General features: G+C 72.4%; 17 protein-coding genes, 1 rRNA gene and 1 pseudogene. 4 read left to right on the top strand and 15 right to left on the bottom strand.

Annotated features, from left to right (window positions below; genetic code table 11):
* Window positions 1-56 precede the first annotated feature (56 nt).
* The 3 genes from ACZ6MZ_RS22100 to ACZ6MZ_RS22090 form a co-directional block, all read right to left on the bottom strand.
* Window positions 57-2105, bottom strand: a complete 2049-nt coding sequence (locus ACZ6MZ_RS22100) for a tetratricopeptide repeat protein (RefSeq protein ID WP_469354072.1) — start codon at window positions 2103-2105, stop codon at window positions 57-59.
* An 899-nt stretch (window positions 2106-3004) separates the two neighbouring features.
* Window positions 3005-3631: an NUDIX domain-containing protein gene (locus ACZ6MZ_RS22095; protein ID WP_389791863.1), complete on the bottom strand. Its 627-nt coding sequence runs from the start codon at window positions 3629-3631 to the stop codon at window positions 3005-3007.
* Between the two features lie 123 nt (window positions 3632-3754).
* Entirely contained in the window at window positions 3755-5413 is a 1659-nt protein-coding gene (locus ACZ6MZ_RS22090) for a CTP synthase (RefSeq protein ID WP_389791861.1), read from the bottom strand.
* A 420-nt stretch (window positions 5414-5833) separates the two neighbouring features.
* Between ACZ6MZ_RS22090 and ACZ6MZ_RS22085 the strand changes: the two genes are divergently transcribed.
* Entirely contained in the window at window positions 5834-7642 is a 1809-nt protein-coding gene (locus ACZ6MZ_RS22085; RefSeq protein WP_469354070.1) for a glycoside hydrolase family 15 protein, read from the top strand.
* Between the two features lie 141 nt (window positions 7643-7783).
* On the top strand, window positions 7784-9412 hold the full coding sequence (locus ACZ6MZ_RS22080) for a PucR family transcriptional regulator (protein ID WP_386879450.1): 1629 nt from the start codon (window positions 7784-7786) through the stop codon (window positions 9410-9412).
* Between the two features lie 56 nt (window positions 9413-9468).
* Here the strand turns inward: ACZ6MZ_RS22080 and ACZ6MZ_RS22075 are convergent, their stop codons facing one another.
* The 5 genes from ACZ6MZ_RS22075 to ACZ6MZ_RS22055 form a co-directional block, all read right to left on the bottom strand.
* Window positions 9469-10557, bottom strand: a complete 1089-nt coding sequence (locus tag ACZ6MZ_RS22075) for a glycosyltransferase family 4 protein (RefSeq protein ID WP_469353775.1) — start codon at window positions 10555-10557, stop codon at window positions 9469-9471.
* A gap of 316 nt (window positions 10558-10873) precedes the next feature.
* Window positions 10874-12625 (bottom strand): DNA repair protein RecN, encoded by a 1752-nt coding sequence (recN, locus tag ACZ6MZ_RS22070; protein WP_469353774.1) that lies wholly within the window; start codon window positions 12623-12625, stop codon window positions 10874-10876.
* Between the two features lie 125 nt (window positions 12626-12750).
* Window positions 12751-13689, bottom strand: coding sequence for an NAD kinase (locus ACZ6MZ_RS22065; protein WP_384191336.1), 939 nt, complete (start codon window positions 13687-13689; stop codon window positions 12751-12753).
* Complete coding sequence (locus tag ACZ6MZ_RS22060) at window positions 13686-14501, bottom strand: TlyA family RNA methyltransferase (protein WP_469353771.1); 816 nt, start codon at window positions 14499-14501, stop codon at window positions 13686-13688. Before ACZ6MZ_RS22060 ends, ACZ6MZ_RS22065 begins: the two co-directional genes overlap by 4 nt.
* Before the next feature lie 36 nt (window positions 14502-14537).
* Window positions 14538-14828, bottom strand: coding sequence for a hypothetical protein (locus ACZ6MZ_RS22055; protein ID WP_469353770.1), 291 nt, complete (start codon window positions 14826-14828; stop codon window positions 14538-14540).
* 42 nt (window positions 14829-14870) lie between these two features.
* Here ACZ6MZ_RS22055 and ACZ6MZ_RS22050 point away from each other — a divergent pair, with 42 nt between their 5' ends.
* On the top strand, window positions 14871-15218 hold the full coding sequence (locus ACZ6MZ_RS22050; protein ID WP_469353768.1) for a sterol-binding protein: 348 nt from the start codon (window positions 14871-14873) through the stop codon (window positions 15216-15218).
* On the opposite strand, the gene ACZ6MZ_RS22045 is transcribed toward ACZ6MZ_RS22050, so the two are convergent.
* The 4 genes from ACZ6MZ_RS22045 to ACZ6MZ_RS22030 form a co-directional block, all read right to left on the bottom strand.
* Window positions 15207-16097 (bottom strand): ABC transporter ATP-binding protein, encoded by an 891-nt coding sequence (locus tag ACZ6MZ_RS22045; protein WP_469353766.1) that lies wholly within the window; start codon window positions 16095-16097, stop codon window positions 15207-15209. The genes ACZ6MZ_RS22050 and ACZ6MZ_RS22045 overlap by 12 nt on opposite strands.
* Window positions 16098-16123: 26 nt before the next feature.
* Complete coding sequence (locus ACZ6MZ_RS22040) at window positions 16124-17212, bottom strand: FecCD family ABC transporter permease (protein ID WP_469353764.1); 1089 nt, start codon at window positions 17210-17212, stop codon at window positions 16124-16126.
* Entirely contained in the window at window positions 17209-18261 is a 1053-nt protein-coding gene (locus tag ACZ6MZ_RS22035; protein WP_469353762.1) for a FecCD family ABC transporter permease, read from the bottom strand. Before ACZ6MZ_RS22035 ends, ACZ6MZ_RS22040 begins: the two co-directional genes overlap by 4 nt.
* A 118-nt stretch (window positions 18262-18379) precedes the next feature.
* A complete protein-coding gene (locus ACZ6MZ_RS22030) occupies window positions 18380-19408 on the bottom strand; it encodes an HAD-IIA family hydrolase (RefSeq protein ID WP_384191319.1) in 1029 nt (342 codons plus the stop codon).
* Window positions 19409-19481: 73 nt separating this feature from the next.
* Between ACZ6MZ_RS22030 and ACZ6MZ_RS22025 the strand changes: the two genes are divergently transcribed.
* Entirely contained in the window at window positions 19482-20804 is a 1323-nt protein-coding gene (locus ACZ6MZ_RS22025) for a DUF1015 family protein (protein ID WP_469353759.1), read from the top strand.
* Between the two features lie 58 nt (window positions 20805-20862).
* Here ACZ6MZ_RS22025 and ACZ6MZ_RS22020 read toward each other — a convergent pair whose 3' ends face one another.
* The 3 genes and pseudogenes from ACZ6MZ_RS22020 to rrf form a co-directional block, all read right to left on the bottom strand.
* A complete protein-coding gene (locus tag ACZ6MZ_RS22020) occupies window positions 20863-21720 on the bottom strand; it encodes a tetratricopeptide repeat protein (protein ID WP_469354069.1) in 858 nt (285 codons plus the stop codon).
* 489 nt (window positions 21721-22209) lie between these two features.
* A pseudogene (locus ACZ6MZ_RS22015) lies at window positions 22210-22797 on the bottom strand (DEAD/DEAH box helicase); the annotation flags it as partial.
* Window positions 22798-23291: 494 nt separating this feature from the next.
* A 5S ribosomal RNA gene (gene rrf, locus ACZ6MZ_RS22010) occupies window positions 23292-23383 on the bottom strand; the annotation flags it as partial.

The raw sequence follows: 23383 nt of genomic DNA, 5'->3' as shown, positions 1-23383 counted from the left end.
AGGTGCGGCAGAGCCAGTCTAATGAAGGATTTCCCGCTGTCTAGCCTTGCAAAGCTTTAATCCTCAGCCGAAGTGCTACGGATTTCGTAGGCAGATCCTTCCGTTCCCAAGAGAAGGTCGGCCGCGCTGCGGTGCAGCCTGGCCGCGGTCGGGTCGCCGAGCCGGTCCAGCGTGTCCGCCAGCCGGAGCTGGAGCGCGGCCTGCAGCCGTACGTCGCCGGCCAGCCGGGCCCATTCCACCGCCTCCTGACAGGTACGCAGCGACTCGTGCGGGCGGCCCGCGTACTCCTGCACCCTGGCCGCCTCGCTCAACGCCCGTGCCTGCCCCGGCAGATCGCGCAGCCGGCGATAGCCGGCCACGGCGGCCCGCCAGTTGCGCAGCGCCTCGCCGTAACGGCCCGCGTAGGTGTGCACGGTGCCGAGCCGGCCGTAGAGCCTGGCCGCGTCGGCCCGCTCACCGCGGCTCAGCCGCTGCGAGAGCGCCCGTCCGTACCAGTCGGCCGCCCGCTGCCAGTCCTGGAGATCCTGGTGAGCGCCGCCTACGGATTCCATCGCGCGGCCGGTCGCGTAGAGATCGTTCGCGGCCCGTCCGGCGTCCAGCGCGGCCCGGTAGCGGGCGAGCGCGTCGTGTGTACGGCCGGTCTGGGCGTCCAGATCGCCGATGTTCAGCAGCGCGGCGGCCTGCTCGCGGTACAGCTTGCGCCGCTCGGCGATGTCGAGGACCAGTTGGTGCAGCCCGTACAGCTCGGGCGCCGCGGCCTCGGTGCCCCGGTGCGCGGCCAGCGCCCTGACCAGCGCGGCCACCAGCCGGCGGGCCAGGGTGTCCAGCTCACCGTCGGCGACCGCGAGCCGGGCGGACGCCAGCAGGGCGCGCTGGCGTGACCGCAGCCACTCGTCGGCCGCGGCGGCGTTCGGGAAGCGCAGCGCGCGAGGCAGTCCCGCCAGCCTCTTGCGGGCCGGGGAGCCGTCGGGGTCGGTGACGGCGCGGCAGGAGTGGAGCAGCCGTACGGTCCGCTCCAGCATCCGCGCGCGGGCCAGCTGTACCTCGGCCGGCCGGTCCTTCTCCTCCATGAGCGCGCGCAGCAGCGGGACCAGACAGCCAGGCACCAGGTACTGGCCGTCCACGGCCCGGTCGGCGGGGCCCCGGAGCAGTCCCATGGCGGTGAAGTCGTCCAGCGTCTTCCGGGCGGCCGACACCGAGCAGCCGGCCAGCGCCGACGCGGTGTGCGCGTCGGCCAGACCCGCGGGCGCGAGGGCGAGCAGTCGCAGTATCCGGGCGGAGGACCCCGGCAGCGCCTCGTACACCAGCTGGAAGGCGCGGGCGAGCGGCCGGTCACCGACGGGCCGTACGCCGTCGTGCGGCAGGGAGCGCAGCCGCTTGGCCACATCGGCGACCGACGCGGTGGGGCGGGCCGCGAGCCATCCCCCGGCCAGGACCAGGGCGGCGGGCTGGCCGCCGCACTCCTCCGCGAGGGACTCGGCGGCCTGCGGATCGACGGTGATCCGGACGGCGCCGGTGAAGGTCGCGAGCAGTTCGATGGCGGACTTCGCGTCCATTCCGCCGAGGGTGCAGGGGCGGACGTCGGGAATCCCGGTGAGCGGACCCTGCGCGACCGCGACCACCAGGCAGTCGGGGTTGTCGGGGACCAGCGGGTCGACCTGCTCGGCGTCCACGGCGTCGTCCAGGAGCAGCAGCACCCGGCGTGCCGACAGCGCCGTGCGCACCATCTCGGACAGCTCGTCCTCCCCGGCGCCGGGCGGCGTGGGGATGCCGAACACGTCGAGGATCTCGCGGGCGGTGCGCTCGGTGGGCACGGGCTCGCCCCCGGCCTCGGTCAGCCGGGCCCTTACAACCCCGTCCGGATAGCCGTCCCGCAGCTGCCCGGTGAGCTCCTCGGCCAGCGCGGTACGCCCGGCGCCGGGCCGCCCGGCGATCAGCAGGACCCGGGCGCGGGGCTCCTTGCGCCCGGAGATCGTATTGAGCCCGGCGCGCTCGACGTCTCCGCGCAACGCCTTGAGTTCCCGCTCCCGCCCGAAGAACTGTCCCTCGTGAGCGGGGTGCGCCCGGCCGGGAACGTACGCGGGCCGGGGGGCGCCACGCCGCAGCACCGCAGGACCGGGCGGCAGCGCCGTCGAGGGCCGTCGCGGGGCGCCCCGGCCGGTCACCTTCGGGTCCGCGTGAGCGCCCCGGGCCGTCCCGTCCGTCCCGTCCTCGGCGTCCTTGGCGCCGTCGCGCGCCGCGAGCGAGGCGGCTGCCCCGCTCTTCCCGGCCGGGAGGCCGGGCCGGGACTCGCTCGCGGCGGGCGCCGCGGAGCCGCCCGTGTCCGTCGTGTCCCCCGTACCGCCTCGCGAGGTGTCCGGCCCGGCGGGCCCCGGCGCGGAGCCGGACTCCTCTCCGCCCGCACCCGCACCGCGTGCCACCGACCCGCCCATGTCCTCGGCATCTCCCAACGACGCGCCCGCGTCCCGCACCTCTGCCCGCGCGGCGGTCGCGTCGTCCGCCGCGCCGCCACCCTCCGTCACCCGGTCCGGCGCGGGTCCGGCCGCGTCGGCCGCCTGCGCGGCCGCGCCCCGCGGGCCCTGCGGCACATCCACCCGGGTCGCGCCTTCCCTCTCGGGACTTCTCTTCGGCGCCTTCGCGCCGGACGACTTGGCCCGGGCCCTGCGCTTCACCGACGGCCCGTCAGAATCGTTGCCCACCAGGTCGGTTGGCTTCGCACCGGATGAGCCGCGCTGTCCCGTCGCTCGCGCACGACCGGTGCCGTTCACGTCCACCGCCTGATCCGTCACGGGCCACGCTCCGTCCGCCTGCGCACGAGCCGAGCTCGCCGGGTCTCCGCACGAGCGATCCGAGCGTAGTTCACTCTCTGCGACGAAGCCGGTGGAGCGTGGCCGGTAAATCCCCCAATCGGATCAGTATTTCGTCAGACCAGAGGATCGCTGGACAACCACTGGAGCGGTACCGGAGAACCGCCGGAGAACCACTGGAGGATCGAGAATCCGTCTCAGGACTCGAACGGGCGGGCGGGCCAGGGCGCCTCGGCCGGCCGGAGAGCGTCGAGCCCGTCGCCCGCCAGCGCCGCGGTGAGCGCGAGAACGCCCACCGCGAGGCAGTTGTTGTGCAGCTCCCCGGCGAGCACTCCGCGCACCAGATCCGTCCGCTCCACCCGGGCCAGCTCCATGTCCGCCTCCTCCTCGGAGACCTCGAAGCGCACTCCCTCCGCCTCCGACAGATCGCGGGCGAGGAAGACCCGTACCGCCTCGTCGCAGCCGCCCGGCGTCGTGTAGACGTCCGCCAGGACCCGCCAGTCCTCCGCCTTGACGTGCGCCTCCTCGTACAGCTCGCGCTGCGCCGCGGACAGCGGATTCTCGCCCGGTACGTCGAGCAGACCGGCCGGGATCTCCCAGAGCTTCTGGCGCACGGGGTGCCGGTACTGGCGCAGTACGAGGACCCGGTCCGCGTCGTCGAGCGCGAGGATCGCCACGGATCCTGGGTGCACCTGGTAGTCGCGCGACACGACCCTGCCGTCGGGCATGACCACATCATCCGTACGGACACTGGTCTTGTTGCCGCGGAAGGGTGTCCTGGTCGCGGTGACCCGCCACTCCTCGGGGGCGTCCTTGATCGTCATGAAAGCGTCCTCCCACACAGCAGCGCACACGCGGAAACCGGGGCAAGGATCCCGAAAGACCCGTACCCCGGCTTCCACCGTATCGCCTGTGCGAGGGCGGCTTCCCGCCCCGCCCGGGGCTGGTTACTCGCCCCGCCGGCGCTCCACCGCGGCCTTCACCAGACCCGCGAAGAGCGGATGCGGCCGGGTCGGCCGGGAGCGCAGCTCCGGGTGCGCCTGGGTGGCGACCAGATAGGGGTGCGTGGTGCGCGGGTACTCCACGTACTCGACCAGCTTGTTGTCCGGGGACGTGCCCGAGAAGCTCAGGCCGGCCTTCTTCTCCAGCTCCGCGCGGTAGGCGTTGTTGACCTCGTAGCGGTGGCGGTGGCGCTCCTCCACGTACGGCTGGTTGTCGTAGACCTCACGGACGATCGAGCCCTCGGCGAGCTTCGCCGGGTAGAGGCCGAGCCGCATCGTGCCGCCCAGGTCACCGGCGCCCTCGACGTAGGCGAGCTGCTCCTCCATCGTGGAGATCACCGGGTGCGCGGTGCCCGAGTCGAACTCGGTGGAGTTGGCGTCGGGGATCTCGGCGAGATTCCGCGCGGCCTCGATGACGATGCACTGCAGGCCGAGACAGAGGCCGAGCAGCGGGATCATGTTCTCCCGGGCGTACTGGATCGCGCCGACCTTGCCGGTCACCCCGCGCTCGCCGAAGCCGCCGGGGATACAGATGGCGTCGACGTCACCGAGCTGCTTCGCGGCGTCCGCCTGGGTCTTGCAGTCGTCCGACGTGACCCACTTGACCTTGACGCGGGCCTTGTTGGCGAAGCCGCCCGCGCGGATCGCCTCGGTGACCGAGAGATACGCGTCCGGCAGGTCGATGTACTTGCCGACCAGCGCGACGGTGACCTCGTGGTCGGGGTTGTGGACCCGGTCCAGCAGATCGTCCCAGACCGTCCAGTCGACGTCGCGGAACGGCAGGTCCAGCTTCCGTACGACATAGGCGTCCAGGCCCTCGGTGTGCAGCACCTTGGGGATGTCGTAGATCGACTTGGCGTCCACACAGGCCACCACCGCGTCCTCGTCGACGTCACACATCAACGAGATCTTGCGCTTGATGGAGAGAGGCACATCACGGTCGGCGCGCAGCACGATCGCATCCGGCTGAATACCGATGTTGCGCAGGGCCGCCACCGAGTGCTGGGTCGGCTTGGTCTTCAGCTCGCCGGACGGTCCGATGTACGGCAGCAGCGAGATGTGCACCACAAAGACGTTGTCGCGGCCGACCTCGTGGCGCACCTGGCGGACGGTCTCCAGGAACGGCAGCGACTCGATGTCGCCGACCGTGCCGCCGACCTCGGTGATGACGACATCGACGTCGTCGGTCGCCATCCGCCGGATGCGGTGCTTGATCTCGTTGGTGATGTGCGGGATGACCTGGACCGTGTCGCCCAGGTACTCGCCGCGCCGCTCCTTGGCGATGACCTGCGAGTAGATCTGGCCGGTGGTGACATTGGCCGAGCCGTCGAGGTCCACGTCAAGGAAGCGCTCGTAGTGGCCGATGTCCAGGTCGGTCTCGGCACCGTCGTTGGTGACGAATACCTCACCGTGCTGGAACGGGTTCATCGTGCCGGGGTCGACGTTCAGGTACGGGTCGAGCTTCTGCATGGTGACCCGCAGACCGCGTGCCTTGAGCAGCGCACCCAGACTGGAGGCGGTCAGGCCCTTGCCGAGGGAGGATGCGACACCCCCGGTGACGAAGATGTGCTTGGTCGTCGAGGATGTCGAGGATCGGGTCGGCATGGCCAAGAGGGGGCTCCCGTGGTCGCGGTCTGAGGTGCGTGCCGGTGTCCCTGTCGGTGAGTGAAGGGACTGCCGTCGCTGCGGGTTCGGGGCCCCATTGCGTCGCAGGGAGTCCACCGGTCCACGGGCTACCAGGGTATCAGCGCCGGGGGGAGGGTGCTTCCGGCCACGCGCCGCCACTCGTTTCCCCCGAGTCCGCCTTTGTCCCCCGAGTCACCCTTGGCTCAGCAGTTCGGCAGACTGATGTTGTCAGGAGCGTGGCGCGGATCTCCTGGGTGCGTCGTATCCTGCTCGGACATTCGCTGCCGAGTCCGGCCGGCAAACGGCATCTCACCGCCCGATTTCCCGGAAAAAGAGCTCGTCAACGACCCTTGACCGCAGTAAGCGCCCCGCGGGGCGGACGTGGCCGTTCGACTGGAGATGCACGTGGCCGGGCGCATCGAGGATTACGCACTTATCGGAGATATGCAGACCGCCGCCCTGGTCTGCCGGGACGGCACAGTCGACTGGCTGTGCCTGCCCCGCTTCGACTCGCACGCCGTGTTCGCGGCGCTGCTGGGAACCGATGAACACGGTTTCTGGCGGCTCGGACCCGCGTACCCCGCGGGCGCCGCGCCGCCCCGGGCCACCCGGCGCCGGTACCGGGGTGACTCCCTGATCCTGGAATCGGAGTGGGACACGCCGCGCGGCACGGTAAGAGTGACCGATTTCATGCCGCCGCGTGACGGCGCCCCGCAGGTGATCCGGATCGTGGAGGGCATCAGCGGACGGGTGCCGATGCGCTCCGCGCTGCGGATGCGCTTCAGCTACGGACGCGTGGTGCCGTGGGTCCACAAGGTCGACAACCGCACGGTCGCCGTGGCCGGACCCGACTCGGTCTGGCTCGACACCGAGGCGGAGACGTACGGCAAGGACCTCACGACGTACTCCGACTTCACCGTGGCGCCGGGCGACCGGATCGCCTTCACCATCAGCTGGCAGCCTTCGCACCGGCAGGCGCCCGCGCTGCCGGATCCCGAGGGCTCGCTCGAAGCGACCTCCGATTTCTGGCGCGAGTGGGTCGAGCACTGTACGTATCACGGCCCTTACCGAGAGGCAGTGATCCGTTCCCTGATCACGCTCAAGGCCCTGACGTACGCCCCGACGGGCGGGATCGTCGCGGCGCCGACGACCTCCCTGCCGGAGGAGATCGGCGGCGTACGGAACTGGGACTACCGCTACACCTGGCTGCGCGACGCCGCGATCACGCTCTCCTCGCTGCTGCGCACGGGCTATCGCGACGAGGCCCGCGCCTGGCGCGAGTGGCTGCTGCGCGCGGTCGCCGGCGACCCGGAGAATCTGCAGATCATGTACGGGATCGCGGGCGAGCGGGAGCTGGGTGAGGCGGAGCTCGACTGGCTGCCCGGCTATGAGCGCTCGGGCCCGGTCCGGGTCGGCAACGGCGCCGCGCACCAGCTTCAGCTGGATGTGTACGGCGAGGTCACCGAGGCGCTGCACCTGGCGCACATGACGGGTCTGGCCCGCAACGACTACGCCTCGGTGCTCCAGCTCAAGCTGATCCGCTACCTGGAGAAGCACTGGGACCAGCCGGACGAGGGCATCTGGGAGGTGCGCGGGCCGCGCAGGCACTTCGTGCACTCCAAGGTGATGGCCTGGGTCGCGGTCGACCGGACGATCAAGCTGATCGAGTCCGGGGACGCCGACGGGCCGCTGGAGCGCTGGCGCGAGATGCGGGATGACATTCATCACGATGTCTGCGAGAAGGGGTACGACAAGGAGCGGAACACCTTCACGCAGTCGTACGGCTCCAAGGAGCTGGACGCGTCGCTGCTGCTCATTCCGCAGATGGGCTTCCTGCCGCCGGACGACAAGCGGGTCATCGGCACGATCGAGGCGATCCAGCGGGAGCTGTCCACGGAGGACGGCTTCATCATGCGCTACCCGACCGCCGGCGCCGAGGCGGGCGTGGACGGACTGGCGGGCGACGAGGGTGCCTTCCTCGCCTGCTCGTTCTGGCTCGCCGACGACCTGGCGATGATCGGGCGGGTGGACGAGGCCCGCAAGCTCTTCGAGAAGCTGCTCGCGCTGCGGAACGACCTGGGGCTGCTGGCCGAGGAGTGGGACTCCCGGCTCCAGCGCCAGGTGGGTAACTTCCCGCAGGCGTTCAGCCATGTGCCGCTGATCGACACGGCGCTGCGGCTGACGGCGTCGGGGGCGTACGGCGGCTGACGGACCGGTCCCAGGAGGCTCGGACGACGGTGCTTCGCGCGCCGTGGTCCGGGCCTTCCCGGCTGTTCGGGAGCCGGTCCACGGCTCGGGAGGTGATCCGGAGATGTCCGCGGGAGGTATCCGCGGGTAGCCTCCGGCTTCATGGACAGTCAGGGCGGAATCACCGTGCGGCGGGCGCTTGAGCTGCCGGGACTGCGCGGTGGGCTGCCCGAGGTCGTCGCCTGCGCGGACCGGCTGGACCGTACGGTGCGCTGGGTGCACGCGGGCGAGGTCCCGAACATCGCCTCGCTGCTGAAGGGCGGCGAACTCCTCCTCACCACCGGTCTCGGCCTGGGCACCCGGCCCGCCGAGCAGCGTGCCTTCGTGCGCGGACTCGCCGACCGCGGGATCGCGGCGCTGGTGGTGGAGCTGGGGCCGCGGTTCGACCGGTTGCCGGCGACGCTCGTGGAGACCGCGCGGGCGGCCGGGCTGCCGGTGGTGCAGCTGCACCGCGAGGTGGCCTTCGTCTCGGTGACCGAAGAGGTCCACACCGAGATCGTGAACGGTCACTACGCGCTGCTGCGGCAGGCCGAGGAGGTCCACCGGCGGTGCACGGAAGCGCTGCTGGACGGGGGCGGGGTGCCGCAGGTGCTCCGGATCCTCGCGGATTTCGCGGGCAACCCGGTCTTCCTGGAGACGGCGGAGGGGCAGCTGCTCTACGCGGCGGCCCCCGGCGCCGCACCGGCCGCCGCGGACCCGTTGCAGATCTGGGAGGGGCTGCGCGGCCAGCGGGCCGCGCGGGCGGCGGGGCCGCCCGCGGGGACGGTGCTGGTCGATGTGGCGGGCGGCGGGCACGGTACGGCCGCGGTGCGCGCCCGGCTGGTGCTGCCCGCCGTGTCGGCGCCGCTGCTGCCGGTGCACCGGATGGCGGCCGAGCGCGCGGCGGGCATTCTGGCGGTCGTGCTGATGCAGGCCCGCCAGGAGGAGGAGCTGGCGGCGCGCGGCCGCGGCGACTTCCTGACCGATCTCGCGGCGGGCCGGATCCTCGCCGAGGACGCGCCCGCGCAGGCGAAGGTCCTGGGCTTCAAGCCGGGCGAGGGGCCGCTGCTGCCGGTGGTGATGCGCCTGGCGTCCGAACTGTCGCCGTCGGGCAGCTGGGCGCTGCTGGCGCGGGCGGTGCTGGAGGAGCTGTCGTCCGTGGGTGTGCCGGTGCTGCTGGGCGTACGTCCGGTGGAGGGCCGGGTGCCGCTGCTGCTCGGCCTGCGCTCCGAGTCCGAACGTACGGCGGTGGCCGACCGGGTCGCGACGGCGCTGCGGACGGGCGTGGAGCGGGCCGGGCTGGAGCGGGCGGGCGCGGAGCCGCCGGTGGTGGTCGTCGGGGTCGCGGGCGGCTGGGCGGCGGCGGGCGCGGGCCTGCGGCACGCGGCGGAGACCGCGACGGCGGCGCAGGGCCTGTCGGACCGGCCGTGGTACGACGCCCGTCGCCTCGATATCGACCTGCTGCTGTGGCGGCTGCGGGACCATCCCGATCTGGCGGCTTTCGTGGACCGTGCGATCGGCCCCCTGCGCGAGCACGACCGGGCGTCCAGGGCGGCGCTGCTGCCGACGCTGGAGGTCTATCTGGCCCACGCCGGCCGCAAGGCCGAGACGGCCCGCGAGCTTCATCTGAACCGCCAGACCCTCTACAACCGGCTGGCCAGAATCGCCGAGCTGCTCGGCACCGACCTGGACGACCCGCAGACGGTACTGGCCCTGAGCCTGGCCCTACGGGCCCGCCGTCACGCGCCCTGAGGGCCTGCCGTCATGCGCTCTGAGGCCCTGCGGCGGGGCGAGGGCGGCGCGCTCGGTCAGCGGGAGCCGCGCGGCTGCGTCAACTCGTCGTAGACGCTGAGGACCTGAGCGATCGTCTCGTCCTCCGTCGGCCAGGTCGCCGCCTGGGCGCGGCCCGCCACGGCGAGTCGCTGTCGGCGGTCCGGGTCGCCGAGGAGCCGTACCACCGCTTCGGAGAGGGCCGCCGCGTCGCCGTACGGGACGAGTTCCGCCGCGTCACCGACCAGTTCGGGGATGCCGCCGACCGCCGTGGCGATGAGAGGTACCCCGAGCCGCAGCGCCTCCTGCGCGAGAACGGAGCGGGCCTCCCAGCGGCTGGGCAGCAGCGCGAGATCGGCGGAGGCGAGGAGTTCGGTGATGTCGTTGCGGCTGCCGACAAGGCGTACGGGCAGCTCGCCGTTCTCGATACGGCGCTGCAGTCTGCCGCGTTCCCGGCCCTCGCCGGCGATGACGAGCAGCGGCGTGGGGTCGAGGCCGCGCCAGGTCCTGGCCGCGTCCAGCAGCGTGTCGTACCCCTGGTTCAGCGCCAGGCCGCCGACGGCCATCAGCAACGGACGGTCGACCGCGCCGAGTTCGGCGCGGGCCTTGTCCCGGGGGCCGTCGGCCGGCCGACGGGGTCCTGGCACCGCGACCGGCGCGAGCCGGGCGTCGCGGGCGCCTCTGCTGCGGGCCCGGTCGACCAGTTCCGAGGAGGTGCCGAGCACAACGGCCGCCGCTCTGGCGGCCCTTCGTTCCAGCAGCCGCATCAGATGACCCCGCGCTCCCTCGGCGTGCCCACGGGTGTGCCATGTGACGACGAGCGGTACGCGCTGGCCGCCGAGCGCCATCACGGTCCGTACCGCGGCGTGCAGTCCGTGCGCGTGCACCACGTCCGCGTCGGCGCAGGCCGCCCGCAGGGCCGCGACGGCGGCCGGGTCGCTGCGCCGGGGTACGGGGACGTGCCGCGCCCCGGACCCGCGGAAGTCGTAGGCGCGGTCGAGTTCGGTGGGGGCGCACACCGTCACGCGCACTCCCCTGGCGACCAGACCGGCCGCCAGCGATCGGACGTGCGCGCTGCTGCCCGCACTGCCACCGCCCAGCACCTGGACCGTACGCAGCTGTGTCACGTGGTCAAGGCTCCTGGATCGGGATCGGGATCGGGGATTGCGGGACTGCGGGACCGGGGGGCGCTGTCGGGGGACTTGGGGCCGGGCGGCCACGCCCCGGCGGCCCTGCGTCAAGGATGCCAGTCCGTACGCACGTTCCGGCACCGCCGAGGCGTCGTTCTTGTGTCCGGCGCCGCAACTCCGCGCCGGGGACCACTCACATGGGTGAGCGCGCGAACCGTATCGACCGAGCAGCCCATCTCGGCGGTCACGGGGGCGACGGCCCCGGTCCGGCCCCGACCCGCACCGACACCCGCACCCGCACCCGCCGGAGGCGTTACGCGTCGGCGCGGGCCGTGGCCAGCAGTTCTTCCGCGTGGGCGCGGGCCGTCTCGGAGTCTTCCTGGCCCGCCAGCATCCGCGACAGCTCCCGCACCCGGTCCTCGCCCTCCAGGACCGTCACCCCGGAGCGCGTCACCGAGCCGTCGTTCGTCTTCTCGACCAGCAGCTGGCGGTCGGCGAAGGCCGCGACCTGGGGAAGGTGGGTCACCACCACCACCTGCGCCGACTTGGCGAGCTTCGCGAGCCGGCGGCCGACCTCGACCGCCGCCTTGCCGCCGACACCCGCGTCCACCTCGTCGAAGAGATACGTCGGCACCGGATCGGATCCCGCGAAGACCACCTCCACGGCGAGCATCACCCGGGACAGCTCACCGCCCGACGCGCCCTTGGCGATCGGCCGGGGCTGGGCGCCCGGATGAGGGGCGAGCAGCAGCTCGACCTCGTCGACGCCGTGCGGCCCGTACGTCACGGAGCGGCCGCCCACCTCGACGCCGGACGTGGCGTCGGCGGACTCGGTCTGCCGGATGTCGAACGAGACCCGTGCGTGCGGCATCGCCAGCGAGGCCAGCTCCGCCGTGACGGCGTCCGCGAAGCGCGCCGCGGCCTCCGTGCGGGCGTCGGTCAACGCCTGCGCGAGACCGGACAATTCGGACCGGAGGTCGTTGTGCTCGACTGTCAGCTCACCGATCCGGTCGTCGTCGCCCTCCAGCTCGGTCAGCCGCGCCGTACTCTCCTCGGCCCAGGCCAGCACGGCGGCGACGTCCGGGCCGTACTTACGCGTCAGTCCGGTGAGCGCGGCCCGCCGCTCCTCCACCGCGGCCAGCCGCAGCGGATCGGCGTCCAGGTTGTCGGCGTATCCGGCGAGCTCCCCCGCCACGTCCGCCAGCAGGATGGAGATCTCCCCCATCCGGTCGCCCAGCCCGGCGAGCGCCGGATCGTGGGACCGTACGGCCTCCAGAGCCCGTCCCGCGCCCCCGACGAGCGTCGTCGCGTCGATGCCCTCCGGGTCCTCGGGGTTGCCGGCGAGCGCCGCGTGCGCGACGGCGGCGGCGGACGCCAGGGCCTCCGCATGGCCGAGCCGCTCGGCCTCGGCGGCGAGTTCGGTGTCCTCCCCCGCCCTCGGCTCGACGGCCGCGACCTCGTCCAGCCCGAAGCGCAGCAGATCGGCTTCCTGCGCGCGCTCACGGGCCCGTGTGGTCAGGGTGTCCAGTTCCGAGGCGACGGCCCGCAGCCTGCGGTAGGCGGCCGCGTAGGCGGTATGGGGCACGACGACCGCGTCGCCCGCGTACCGGTCGAGGGCCTTCCGCTGCCTGGCGGGCCGCAGCAGCCCCTGCTGGTCGGTCTGGCCGTGTACGGCGACAAGGTCGTCCGCCAGTTCGGCCAGCATGCCCACCGGGACGGACCGGCCGCCCAGATGGGCGCGCGAGCGCCCCTCCGCGGAGACGGTTCTGCTGATGAGCAGCGCGCCGTCGTCCAGCTCGGCCCCGGCCTCCTCGGCCCGTACGGCCGCGGGAGAACCGGCGGCCAGGGTGATCCGCCCCTCCACGACCGCCGATTTGGCGCCGATCCGCACAAGGGCGGGATCGGCGCGTCCGCCGAGCAGCAGCCCCAGGCTGGTGACGACCATGGTCTTGCCCGCGCCCGTCTCACCGGTCACCGCCGTGAAGCCGGGCGACAGCTCGACGACCGCATCGTCGATGACCCCGAGCGACCGTATCCGCATCTCCTCCAACACGGTCATGACCATACGAGGTCCTGGGCCGGCTGTGCGACGGACCCCACCCCCGGTTCGCTCGACCGGGCGGAGTTCCGTCGCTTCCCGCCCGGTCCCGCCGGGGCGGGCCGTCCGTACGCGAACCGCCCCGGACAGCGTCACTCCCGGTGCGGCGCCCCGCGCCAGCCGGACACCGGCAGCGCGAACTTGGCCACCAGCCGGTCGGTGAACGACGCGTGATGCAGCCGCGCCAGCCGTACGGGCACGGCCCCGCGCCGCACCTCCACCCGCGCCCCCGGAGGCAGCTCGACGGTCCTGCGCCCGTCGCACCACAGCACCCCGTTCGGGGTGTGCGCCTGCACCTCCACCGCCAGCACCGTGGTCGGCGACGTCACCAGCGGTTTCGCGAACAGGGCGTGCGCGCTGATCGGCACCATCAGCAGCGCCTCGACCTCCGGCCAGACGACCGGCCCGCCGGCCGAGAAGGCGTACGCCGTCGACCCGGTGGGGGTGGCGCAGACGATCCCGTCGCAGCCGAAGGCGGTGACCGGCCGGCCGTCGATCTCCAGGACGACTTCGAGCATCCGCTCGGGCGAGACCTTCTGCACCGCCGCCTCGTTGAGCGCCCAGTCCCTATGGACGACATCGCCGTTGCTGTGCACGACGACATCGATCGTCATCCGCTCCTCGACCTCATACGCACGAGTGACGACGCGGTTGACGACCTTGTCCAGATCGTCCCGTTCCGCCTCGGCGAGAAAGCCGACCCGGCCGAGATTGACCCCGAGCATGGGGACACCCGAGGCCCGCGCGAACGCGGCGCCGCGCAGCAGCGTGCCGTCCCCGCCGAGCACGATCAGCAGTTCGCAGCCGTCCAGCGCGCCGGGGGTGGCGTCGGGCACCGTCTCGACGGAGGGCGGCAGCGGCAGATCGACCGCCTCCGTGGCCAGGACCCGTACGCCGAGTCCGCTGCGCACCAGTCCGTTCACCACCAGTTCGGCGCTGCGGATCGCCGCGGGTCTGCCGGTGTGGGCCAGCAGGAACACGGTGCGTTCCGGGTTGGTGGGGGTCGTGAGGCTCGCGGGCTTCGTGGTCAACGGGGTCCTTCCGCCACTGCACGGTCGACATCCGCCGGATCGAGTGCGGGCGCTCCGGCGCGGAGCCACAGAAAATACTCGACATTTCCGGAGGGGCCCGGCAGCGGACTGGCGGTAACACCCCTTACCCCGAGGCCGAGTTCACCCGCCCGCCGCGCCACGGCCCGTACGGCCTCCGCGCGCAGTTCGGGACTGCGTACGACACCTCCGCTGCCCAGCCGCTCCTTGCCCACCTCGAACTGCGGTTTCACCATCAGTACGAGATCGGCGTCGGCGGCCGCGCAGCGCACCAGCGCGGGCAGCACGATCCCGAGCGGGATGAACGACAAATCCCCCACGATCAGATCCACGGGCTCACCTTCGATCGCGTCAAGCGTCAACTCACGTACGTTCGTACGGTCCTTGACGGTGACGCGTTCATCGCTCCGCAGCGACCAGGCGAGTTGTCCGTAGCCGACGTCCACCGCGACCACATGGCCGGCGCCGGCCCGCAGCAGGACATCCGTGAAGCCACCGGTGGACGCGCCCGCGTCGAGCGCCCGCCGGTCCCGGACCTCGAGTCCGAGCGGCGTGAAGGCCGCCAGGGCGCCCGCGAGTTTGTGTCCGCCGCGCGAGACGTAGTCGGGGTCGCCGTCGTCCTCGGTGACGACGAGGGCGGCGCTGGTCTCGACCTGGGTGGCGGGCTTGGTCGCGGTGGCGCCGCCGACGGTCACCCGGCCCGCGGCGATCAGCTGGCTCGCGTGCTCACGCGAGCGTGCGAGGTTACGGCGTACCAGCTCGGCATCGAGACGGCGGCGTGCCAGTCCAGCCACGTTCGGTTCAGCTCCTGTGGTCGTACGCGAGAGATGTCACCGGGGTGTCGGCTGTCCCTGGGGCCCGTGAGGCCCCTGGGGTGCCGGACGTGCGTCGAGCGCGGTCAGCGCGTCGCGCAGCCCCCGGTGTACATCCTCGTACACCTCGACATGGCCGTCCGCAGGGAGGTGGTCGGCGTCGGCGAGCCGCGCCAGCCGCTCGTCCACCTCGGCGTGGCCGGTCGGGACGCGTTCCACGCCGAGGGGCCGCGGCGCCGCCGGTTCGTGCGCGGGAGGGCCGGCCGCTCCGGGCTCCCGCTCGGCCGGGCCCGCCATCGAGTCGCTCATGCCCAGACGCTACCCCGAAGGCCTGCGGTACCGTCGGTCGCGATGGCGACGAAGGAGGAGTGCCTCAGCGCACTCGACAAGCTCTCTGACAATCTGGCGCGCGCGGACGGCAAGGCCCGCACCGCGGCCGGATTCAACCGTTCACTCAGCTGCCACATCACGGATCTGGACCTCACCTTCTCCGGCCGTCTGGTGGACGGCCGGATCGAGGTGGCGGACACCATGGAAGGACCGCCGCAGGACAAGACCCAGATCGGACTGGCGATGGCGGGCGACGACCTGGTCGCGCTGGTCGACGGCGAGCTGAACTTCGCGCGGGCCTGGGCCGCGGGACGGGTCAGGCTGGTCGCGGGCGTCCGCGACCTGCTGCGCCTGAAGTCACTTCTTTAGCGCGCCCGGCAGCGCGCCCAGCGACGGCTGCCCCGCCGCGGCACCGACACCGGCTCCGGGGACGGGGACGGGGACGGGGACGGAAACGGTCTTCCGGGCGCGGCGTCCCGCGGGAACGACCAGCGGCGTGCCGGTCTCCGGGTCGTCGATGACCTGACAGCGCAGGCCGAACACCCGTTCCACCAGATCCGCCGTGACGATGTCCGCGGGTGCGCCCTCCGCCACGATCCGCCCCTCGCGCATGGCGATGAGGTGGGTGGCGTAACGAGCCGCGTGGTTGAGGTCGTGCAGGACGGCGACGAGCGTACGGCCCTGGGTCTCGTGCAGCTCGGCGCAGAGGTCCAGCACATCGATCTGGTGCTGGATGTCGAGGAACGTGGTCGGCTCGTCCAGCAGCAGCAGCGGCGTCTGCTGGGCGAGGGCCATCGCGATCCAGACCCGCTGGCGCTGGCCGCCGGACAATTCGTCGACATAGCGATCGGCCAGTTCCCCGACGCCGGTCGCCGCCATGGACTCCTCGACCGTCCGCTCGTCCTCCTGCGACCACTGGCGCAGCAGCCCCTGGTGCGGGTAGCGGCCGCGCGCCACCAGATGCGCGACCGTGATGCCGTCGGGGGCGATGGACGACTGCGGCAACAGACCGAGGGTCCTGGCGACCTTCTTGGCGGGCATCGAGTGGATGGCCGTGCCGTCCAGCAGGACGCGCCCCTGCGAGGGCCTGAGCATCCGGGAGAGCGCCCGCAGCAAGGTCGACTTGCCGCAGGCGTTCGGACCGACGATCACCGTGAAGGAGTGATCGGGGATCTCCACCGACAGATCGCGGGCGATGACCCGCTGGTCGTAGCCGAGGGTCACCGATTCCGCGGTGAGGCGCTGCATGGTCGTACTCCTGGAGTTCACGGGGTTCATATGCGTCCTGCCTTGCGTTCGGTGACCAGCAGCCAGAGCAGATAGCAGCCGCCGAGCACGCCCGTCACCACACCGACGGGCAGTTGCCGGTCGCCGAACGCCGAGGTGGCGACCCAGTCCGCGACGAGCAGCAGCACCGCGCCCATGACGGCGGCCGGGCCGAGGTTGGGCCCCGGCGAGCGGGTCAGCCGACGGGCGAGCTGCGGGGCGCTCAGCGCCACGAAGGAGATGGGGCCCGCGGCGGCGGTCGCCACGGCGACGAGCAGCACGGCGGAGGCCATCAGGACCACCCTGGTCCGTTCGACCCGCACGCCGAGCGCGTACGCCGCGTCGTCGCCCATCTCCAGCATGCGCAGCGGCCGTCCGTAGCCGAGTGCCAGCGGGACGAGCACGGCGCAGACCGCGAGCAGCGGCCAGACCTGGGCCCAGTCGCGCCCGTCGAGCGAACCGGTCATCCAGAGCACGGCCCGGGTCGCGTCGATCAGATCGGCCTTGGTGATGAGGTAGTGATTGGCGGCGGTGAGCATCGCTGCCGCGCCGATACCGATGAGGACCAGCCGGTAGCCGTGCACACCGCGCTTCCAGGCCAGCACATAGACGCCGACCCCGGTCACCACGCCGCCGACGACCGCGCCGCCCGCGACGGCGACCGGGCCGCCGTGGAAGAGGACGATCACACTCAGCGCACCGACGGTCGCGCCCTGGCCGAAGCCGATCACATCGGGGCTGCCGAGCGGATTGCGGGTCATGGACTGGAAGACCGCTCCGCCGACACCGAGTGCCGCGCCGACGAGCAGGCCCACCAGGACCCGTGGCAGCCGCAGCTCCTGGACGATGAACTCCTGCCCCGGCGTGCCGTTTCCGGCCAGGGCCGTGACGACGTCACCGGGGGACATCGGGTAGTCGCCGCTGCCGATGAGGACGACTCCGGCCGCCAGCGCGGCCACGGCGAGCACCAGCACGACCAGGGCGGAGCGGCGGTCGATCCGTACGGACAGCCCGCCGGGCGTCCGGATGGCACGGATCGTGGAGCGCGTGGAACCTTCCGGGCGTACCGGGGCCTTCTCCCGGACGGACGCGGTCACAGCTGGGCCATCCTCTTGCGGCGTACGAGCTGGATGAAGACGGGCCCGCCGATCAGCGCGGTGACGATGCCGACCTGGAGCTCCGACGGCCTGGCGACGACCCGGCCGACCACATCGGCGCCCAGCAGCAGTACGGGCGAGAGCACCGCCGCGTACGGCAGGATCCACCGCATGTCGGGGCCCGTGAAGCCGCGTACCAGATGAGGCACCATCAGCCCGATGAAGACGATCGGCCCGCAGGCCGCGGTCGCGGCGCCGCACAGCAGGGTGACGGAGAGCATCGCGAGGACGCGGGTACGGGTCAGCCGCGCGCCCAGCGCGCGGGCGGTGTCGTCGCCCATCTCCATGGCGTTCAGCGGACGGGCGATCAGCAGCGCGAGCAGTACGCCGACGGCGATGAACGGCCACACCTTGCCGACGGTCGCCATATCGGCCGAGGCGAGGGAACCGACGGTCCAGAAGCGCAGCCGGTCGAGCGCGGCGGAGTCCAGCAGCTGAACCGCGTTGACATAGCCGAAGAGCGCGGCGCTCGCCGCCGTACCGGCGAGCGCGAGACGTACGGGCGTGGCGCCGCGGCTGCCGCCCAGGACGTACACGACGGCCGAGACGACCCCCGCGCCCAGGAAGGCGAACCACACATAGCCGGTGATCGAGGTGACGCCCAGAAAGCTGATGGCGGAGACGACCGCGGCGGCGGCTCCCGCGTTCACGCCCAGCAGTCCCGGCTCGGCGAGCGGGTTGCGGGTGAGCGCCTGCATCACAGCGCCGGCCAGCCCGAGCGCGATCCCGACGAGCAGCCCGAGGACGGTTCTCGGCAACCGCACATCGGCGACGATCACATCGTCGCCGGTGCCGGAGTCGTGAAACAGGCCGTGCCACACATCGTCGAGCGGCAGTGGTTTGGCGCCGATCGCGATGCTCGCGGTACAGACCAGCAGCAGGATGCCGAGGGAGAGGAGCAGCCCCGCGGCGCGCAGGGTGCGGCGCTTGCGGGGTGCGGCGGGAGGTATCGGCTCCGCGCTCTGTTCGGGGGGACTGTCGACCAACACGAGGTTAGGTTAGCCTACCCTCGCAACCGCCTCGCTGGGCCGTCTGCCCCAGCCGCACCACCCCGGCCGCACCGCCACCGACGCTCCACCACAGGCGGACCGCAGGACCCGGGCGGGCCTACAGACCGAGCCTCGCCAGCGCCTTGCCCGCGTCCAGCTCGCAGGAGCCGTCGCCCGCGTCCGTCCAGGCCGCCGCGCACAACGCGCGCAGCCCGTCCAGCGTCTCGCCGTCCCCGTCGAGCACCAGCGCCTTCCCCCGCACGGAAGCGGTCCACCCGCCGCAGCCGAACCCGCCGTCCGCCTCGGTCACTTCGGGCTGCCCGGTCAGCAACCCGCGCAGATCCGCGTCCACATACGTCGGCCGGTACTTGGGCTCGGCGGCGAGCAGCTGCGCCGCGTTCGTCACCCCGGTCAGCACGAGCAGCGAGTCCACACCGCCGTTGAACGCCCCCTCGATGTCGGTGTCCAGCCGGTCCCCGACGACCAGCGGCCGCTTCGCTCCCGTCCGCAGGATCGTCTCCCGGTGCATCGGCGGCAGCGGCTTGCCCGCGACCTGCGGCTCGGCGCCCGAGCCGATCCGTACCACCTCGACCGCCGCGCCATTGCCCGGCACGATCCCCCGGGGGCTCGGGATCGTCAGATCCGTGTTGGACGCGAACCACGGCACACCCCGGGCAATCGCGTAACAGGCCTCCGCGAACCGCCCCCAGGCCATGTCGGGACCGCCATATCCCTGCACCACGGCGGCCGGGTCGTCATCGGCGGACTCCACCGGCTCGAGCCCGCGCTCGCGCAGCGCGACCCGCAGCCCGTCCCCGCCGATCACCAGCACCCTGGCCCCCGCCGGGACCTGCTCGGCGATCAGCCGGGCCACCGCCTGCGCCGAGGTGATCACATCAGCGGCGTCGGCCGGCACACCGAGCTCCGTCAGATGCACGGCGACGGCGTCGGGCGGCCGCAGCGCGTTGTTGGTGACATACGCGAGATGCATCCCGGCGTCCCGCGCCGTACCGAGGGATTCGACCGCGTGTGCGATGGCCTCGCCGCCCGCGTACACCACCCCGTCGAGATCGAGCAGAGCCGTGTCGTACGCCTCGTTCAGCGCGGTCGCACTGCCGCCCGGCCTGGTCCTGCTCTGCTGGCTCATCCGTCTTACGCTCCTCGCTCGGGACTTCTCCCCCGATCATCGCGCATCGCCGCTCCGCACATACGATGCCCGGATGAACACAACAGGTCCTGCGGGCAAGGGGCTGCGACTGATTCCGTTCCGTGGACTCCGCTTCGTCCCCGACCGGGTCGGCAGTCTCTCCGCCGTGACCTCGCCGCCGTACGACGTGGTCGTCAGGCCCGACGGACTGCATCACCTGGAGTCGGCCGACCCGCACAACATCGTCCGGCTGATCCTGCCGCAGGCCGACACCCCCGAGGACCGGCACCGCCAGGCGGCGGCGACGCTGGGCCGCTGGCTGTCCGAGGGCGTCCTCGCCCCCGATCCCGAGCCCGCGCTCTACGTGTACGAGCAGCGCAAGGGAGCCCTGCTGCAGCGCGGCGTCATCGGGGCCCTGGCCCTCTCCGCCCCCGCCGACGGCGTCGTGCTGCCCCACGAGGACGTCATGCCGGACGTGGTGGCCGACCGCGCGGCCCTGATGCGTACGACCGCCGCGAATCTGGAGCCACTGCTGCTCACCTACCGCGGCGCGGACGACGTGACCGGCGAAGCCGGCCCGGCCGACGAAGCCGGCGCCGGTGGTGAGACCGGTACGGCCGCCGTCATCGAACGCAGCGTCCACCGGTCCCCGCTGCTGGCCACCACCACGGAGGACGGCTTCAGCCACCGTCTGTGGTCGGTCACGGACCCGGGCGACCTCGCGGAGATCTCCGGCGACCTCGCCCACCACCAGGCGCTGATCGCCGACGGCCATCACCGCTGGGCGACGTATCTGCGGCTGCGCGCCGAGCACCCCGCCACCGGACCGTGGGGGTACGGCCTGGTCCTGCTGATCGACACGGCCCGCTACCCCCTCCAGGTCCGCGCCATCCACCGGCTGCTGCACCAACTGCCCGTCGACCGGGCCGTCGCGGCGCTCTCGGGCTCTTTCCGGGTCCGTACGCTCGACGGTCCGCTCCCCGAGGCGCTGGACGCCCTGGCTGAAGCCACCACCACGGGCAACGCGTTCCTGCTCGCCGGGGACGGCCGCTTCCATCTGGTGGACCGCCCCGAGGAGGGGCTGCTGGCCCGTACGGTCCGCGCGGACCGGCCGGAGGCCTGGCGGGCACTGGACGCGACGGTCCTGCATTCCACGCTGCTGGACCACATCTGGCGGATCCCGGACGCCCCGGAGCACATCGCCTATATCCATGACACCGAGGCGGCCGTCACTCACGCGGAACGCAACGGCGGCACGGCGGTCCTGATGCATCCCGTACGCGAGGACGTCGTACGGGCACTGGCCCGCCAGGGCGTCACGATGCCGCGCAAGTCCACGTCCTTCGGCCCCAAGCCGGCGACGGGGCTCGTGCTGCGGAGCCTCACGCTCGGCTGAAACAGAAAATGCGAGTGGGCGGCACCCCGGCCGGGGTGCCGCCCACTCGCATTTTCACTCAGTCCTTGTCGCGCTTTCCGTCCTCGGCGTCGTCCTCGTCCGCCTCGTCGGCCTCGTCATCGTCGTCGAGGTCGTCCTCGACGTCGTCATCGAGATCGTTGTCCTCGACGTCGTCATCCGCGAGGTCGACATCGAGGTCATCGTCGTCTTCGGCGTCCAGGCCGTCCTGCGGCTCCGCGTCGGTCACGGACCCGGACTCCGCCTCGGTGTCGCTCTCGTCCTCGGCCATGGCGTCGACGAACTCGACCCCGTCCAGCTCGGCGAGACGGTCCGAGGCATCCGTCGCCCCGTCCTTGTCCGACTCGATCGTCTTGGCGAACCACTCCCGGGCCTCGTCCTCACGCCCGGCCGACAGCAGGGCGTCGGCATACGCGTAGCGCAGTCGAGCGGTCCACGGCTGTACGGAGTTGGACGCCAGCTCGGGGCTCTGCAGGGTCACGATGGCGGCATCGATCTGCCCCATGTCCCGGCGCGCGCCGGCCGCGACCAGCCGCATCTCGACCTGGCCCGCCTTGTCGAGCTTCAGCACCTCGGGCTCACCGGCCATCGCCATCGCACGCTCGGGACGGCCGAGCCCGCGCTCGCAGTCCGCCATGACGGGCCACAGGTCGACGCTTCCGGTCATCCGCCGCGCCGCCCGGAACTCGGCCAGCGCCTCGGCGTACTTCTGCGTGGCGTACGCGGCGAAGCCCGCGGCCTCGCGCACGGCGGCGACCCGGGAGGCGAGCCGCAGCGCGATACGGGAGTACGCGTACGCCTGCTCGGGATCCTCGTCGATCAGCTTGGCGACCATGACGAGGTTCCTGGCGACATCGTCGGCGAGCGTCTTGGGCAGGCTCATCAGCTCCTGACGCACACTCTTGTCGATCTCGTCGCCCGTGACATCGTCCGGGATCGGCAGCCGCTTGATGGGCTCCCGGTCACGGTCACGGTCGTCCCGGCGCGCAAAACCGCCACCGCGGCTGTCGTCCCGGCCGCGGTACCCGCCACGGTCTCCACCGCGGTCGCGGTCGTCGCGCCGGCCGTAGCCAGCGCCGCTTCCGCTGCCGCCGCCACTGGGACGGCCGCCACGGTCATCACGGCGTCCGCCGCCGCTGGAACCGCCACCGAAACTGGGCCGGCCACCACGGTCGTCATCCCGACGCGGACCGCTCGGACGGTCGTCACGACGCCCGTACCCACCACCGCTGCCGCCGGCCGGCCGGCCGCCACGGTCGTCATCACGACGGGGCCCGCTGGGCCGGTCGTCACGGCGCGGGCCACTGCTGGGCCGGTCGTCACGGCGGAAGCTCGGACGGTCATCACGACGGTCGTCGCGACGGAAGCCGCCACGGTCGTCGTCACGGCGCGGGGTACTCGGCCGGTCGTCACGACGCGCGAAGCCACCGCCACCGCGGTTGTCATCACGGCGGTTGTCGTCGCGGCGGAACCCACCACGATCGCTGTCTCGACGGGGAGCACTGCTCGGCCGGTCGTCACGACGGGGGCCGCTGCTGGGACGGTCGTCACGACGGGGACCACTGCTCGGACGGTCGTCCCTGCGCGGACCGCTGCTGGGCCGGTCATCACGGCGCGGACCACTGCTCGGGCGGTCGTCGCGGCGGAAGCCGCCACGGTCGTCATCGCGCCGGGGAGTGCTCGGGCGGTCGTCACGGCGCCCGTACCCGCCACCGCCACCGCTGCCGCCGGTCGGCCGGCCACCACGGTCGTCCCGACGACCGTAGCCACCACCGCTGGAACCACCACCGAAGCTGGGACGACCACCACGGTCGTCATCACGCCGGGGGCCACTGCTGGGACGGTCGTCCCTGCGCGGACCGCTGCTGGGGCGGTCATCACGGCGGAAGCTCGGACGGTCGTCACGCCGGTCGTCACGACGCGGACCACTACTCGGGCGGTCATCGCGGCGCGGACCGCTCGGACGGTCGTCACGACGCCCGTACCCACCACCAGTACCGCCACCGGCGCCGCCGCCGGTCGGCCGGCCACCACGGTCGTCCCGACGACCGTAACCGCCACCGCTGGAACCACCACTGGAACTGGGACGACCACCACGGTCGTCATCGCGACGCGGACCGCTGGGGCGGTCGTCGCGTCCACCGCGGAACCCGCCACCGCGGTTGTCATCACGGCGGTTGGTGTCATCACGACGGAAACCACCACGGTCCCGATCATCACGTCGCGGTCCGCGATCGCGATCGTCACGACCTCCGCGGAAGCCGCCCCGGTCGCCGCTGTCTCCGCGGCGCTGGTCGCGCTCGGGACGGTCGTCGGAGGAGTTGGGGGACATCGGTAAGGCTCCTGTCTTCGGGTACCGCAGTCATTCTCGCGCAGTCGACCTTCCGACGCGCTTCGGGTAATACATGGCAAAACAAAAAAAGACCCGTAGTCCAGCATGAACGCTGGACCACGGGTCCTTGAATAATTGTTCGGCGGCGTCCTACTCTCCCACAGGGTCCCCCCTGCAGTACCATCGGCGCTGTGAGGCTTAGCTTCCGGGTTCGGAATGTAACCGGGCG

The sequence above is a fragment of the Streptomyces sp. NPDC042201 genome, assembly GCF_055582185.1.
The sequence above is the reverse complement of the archived record's forward strand: the minus strand, read 5'-3'. Positions and strand labels throughout refer to the sequence as shown.

Coding starts and splice junctions, on each gene's coding strand:
- ACZ6MZ_RS22085 (WP_469354070.1), top strand. CDS start 5,834: ATGCACGTGGCCGGGCGCATCGAGGATTACGCACTTATCGGAGATATG.
- ACZ6MZ_RS22050 (WP_469353768.1), top strand. CDS start 14,871: ATGGCGACGAAGGAGGAGTGCCTCAGCGCACTCGACAAGCTCTCTGAC.
- recN (WP_469353774.1), bottom strand. CDS start 12,625: ATGGTCATGACCGTGTTGGAGGAGATGCGGATACGGTCGCTCGGGGTC.
- ACZ6MZ_RS22095 (WP_389791863.1), bottom strand. CDS start 3,631: ATGACGATCAAGGACGCCCCCGAGGAGTGGCGGGTCACCGCGACCAGG.
- ACZ6MZ_RS22030 (WP_384191319.1), bottom strand. CDS start 19,408: ATGAGCCAGCAGAGCAGGACCAGGCCGGGCGGCAGTGCGACCGCGCTG.
- ACZ6MZ_RS22045 (WP_469353766.1), bottom strand. CDS start 16,097: ATGCAGCGCCTCACCGCGGAATCGGTGACCCTCGGCTACGACCAGCGG.
- ACZ6MZ_RS22055 (WP_469353770.1), bottom strand. CDS start 14,828: ATGAGCGACTCGATGGCGGGCCCGGCCGAGCGGGAGCCCGGAGCGGCC.
- ACZ6MZ_RS22025 (WP_469353759.1), top strand. CDS start 19,482: ATGAACACAACAGGTCCTGCGGGCAAGGGGCTGCGACTGATTCCGTTC.
- ACZ6MZ_RS22080 (WP_386879450.1), top strand. CDS start 7,784: ATGGACAGTCAGGGCGGAATCACCGTGCGGCGGGCGCTTGAGCTGCCG.
- ACZ6MZ_RS22090 (WP_389791861.1), bottom strand. CDS start 5,413: ATGCCGACCCGATCCTCGACATCCTCGACGACCAAGCACATCTTCGTC.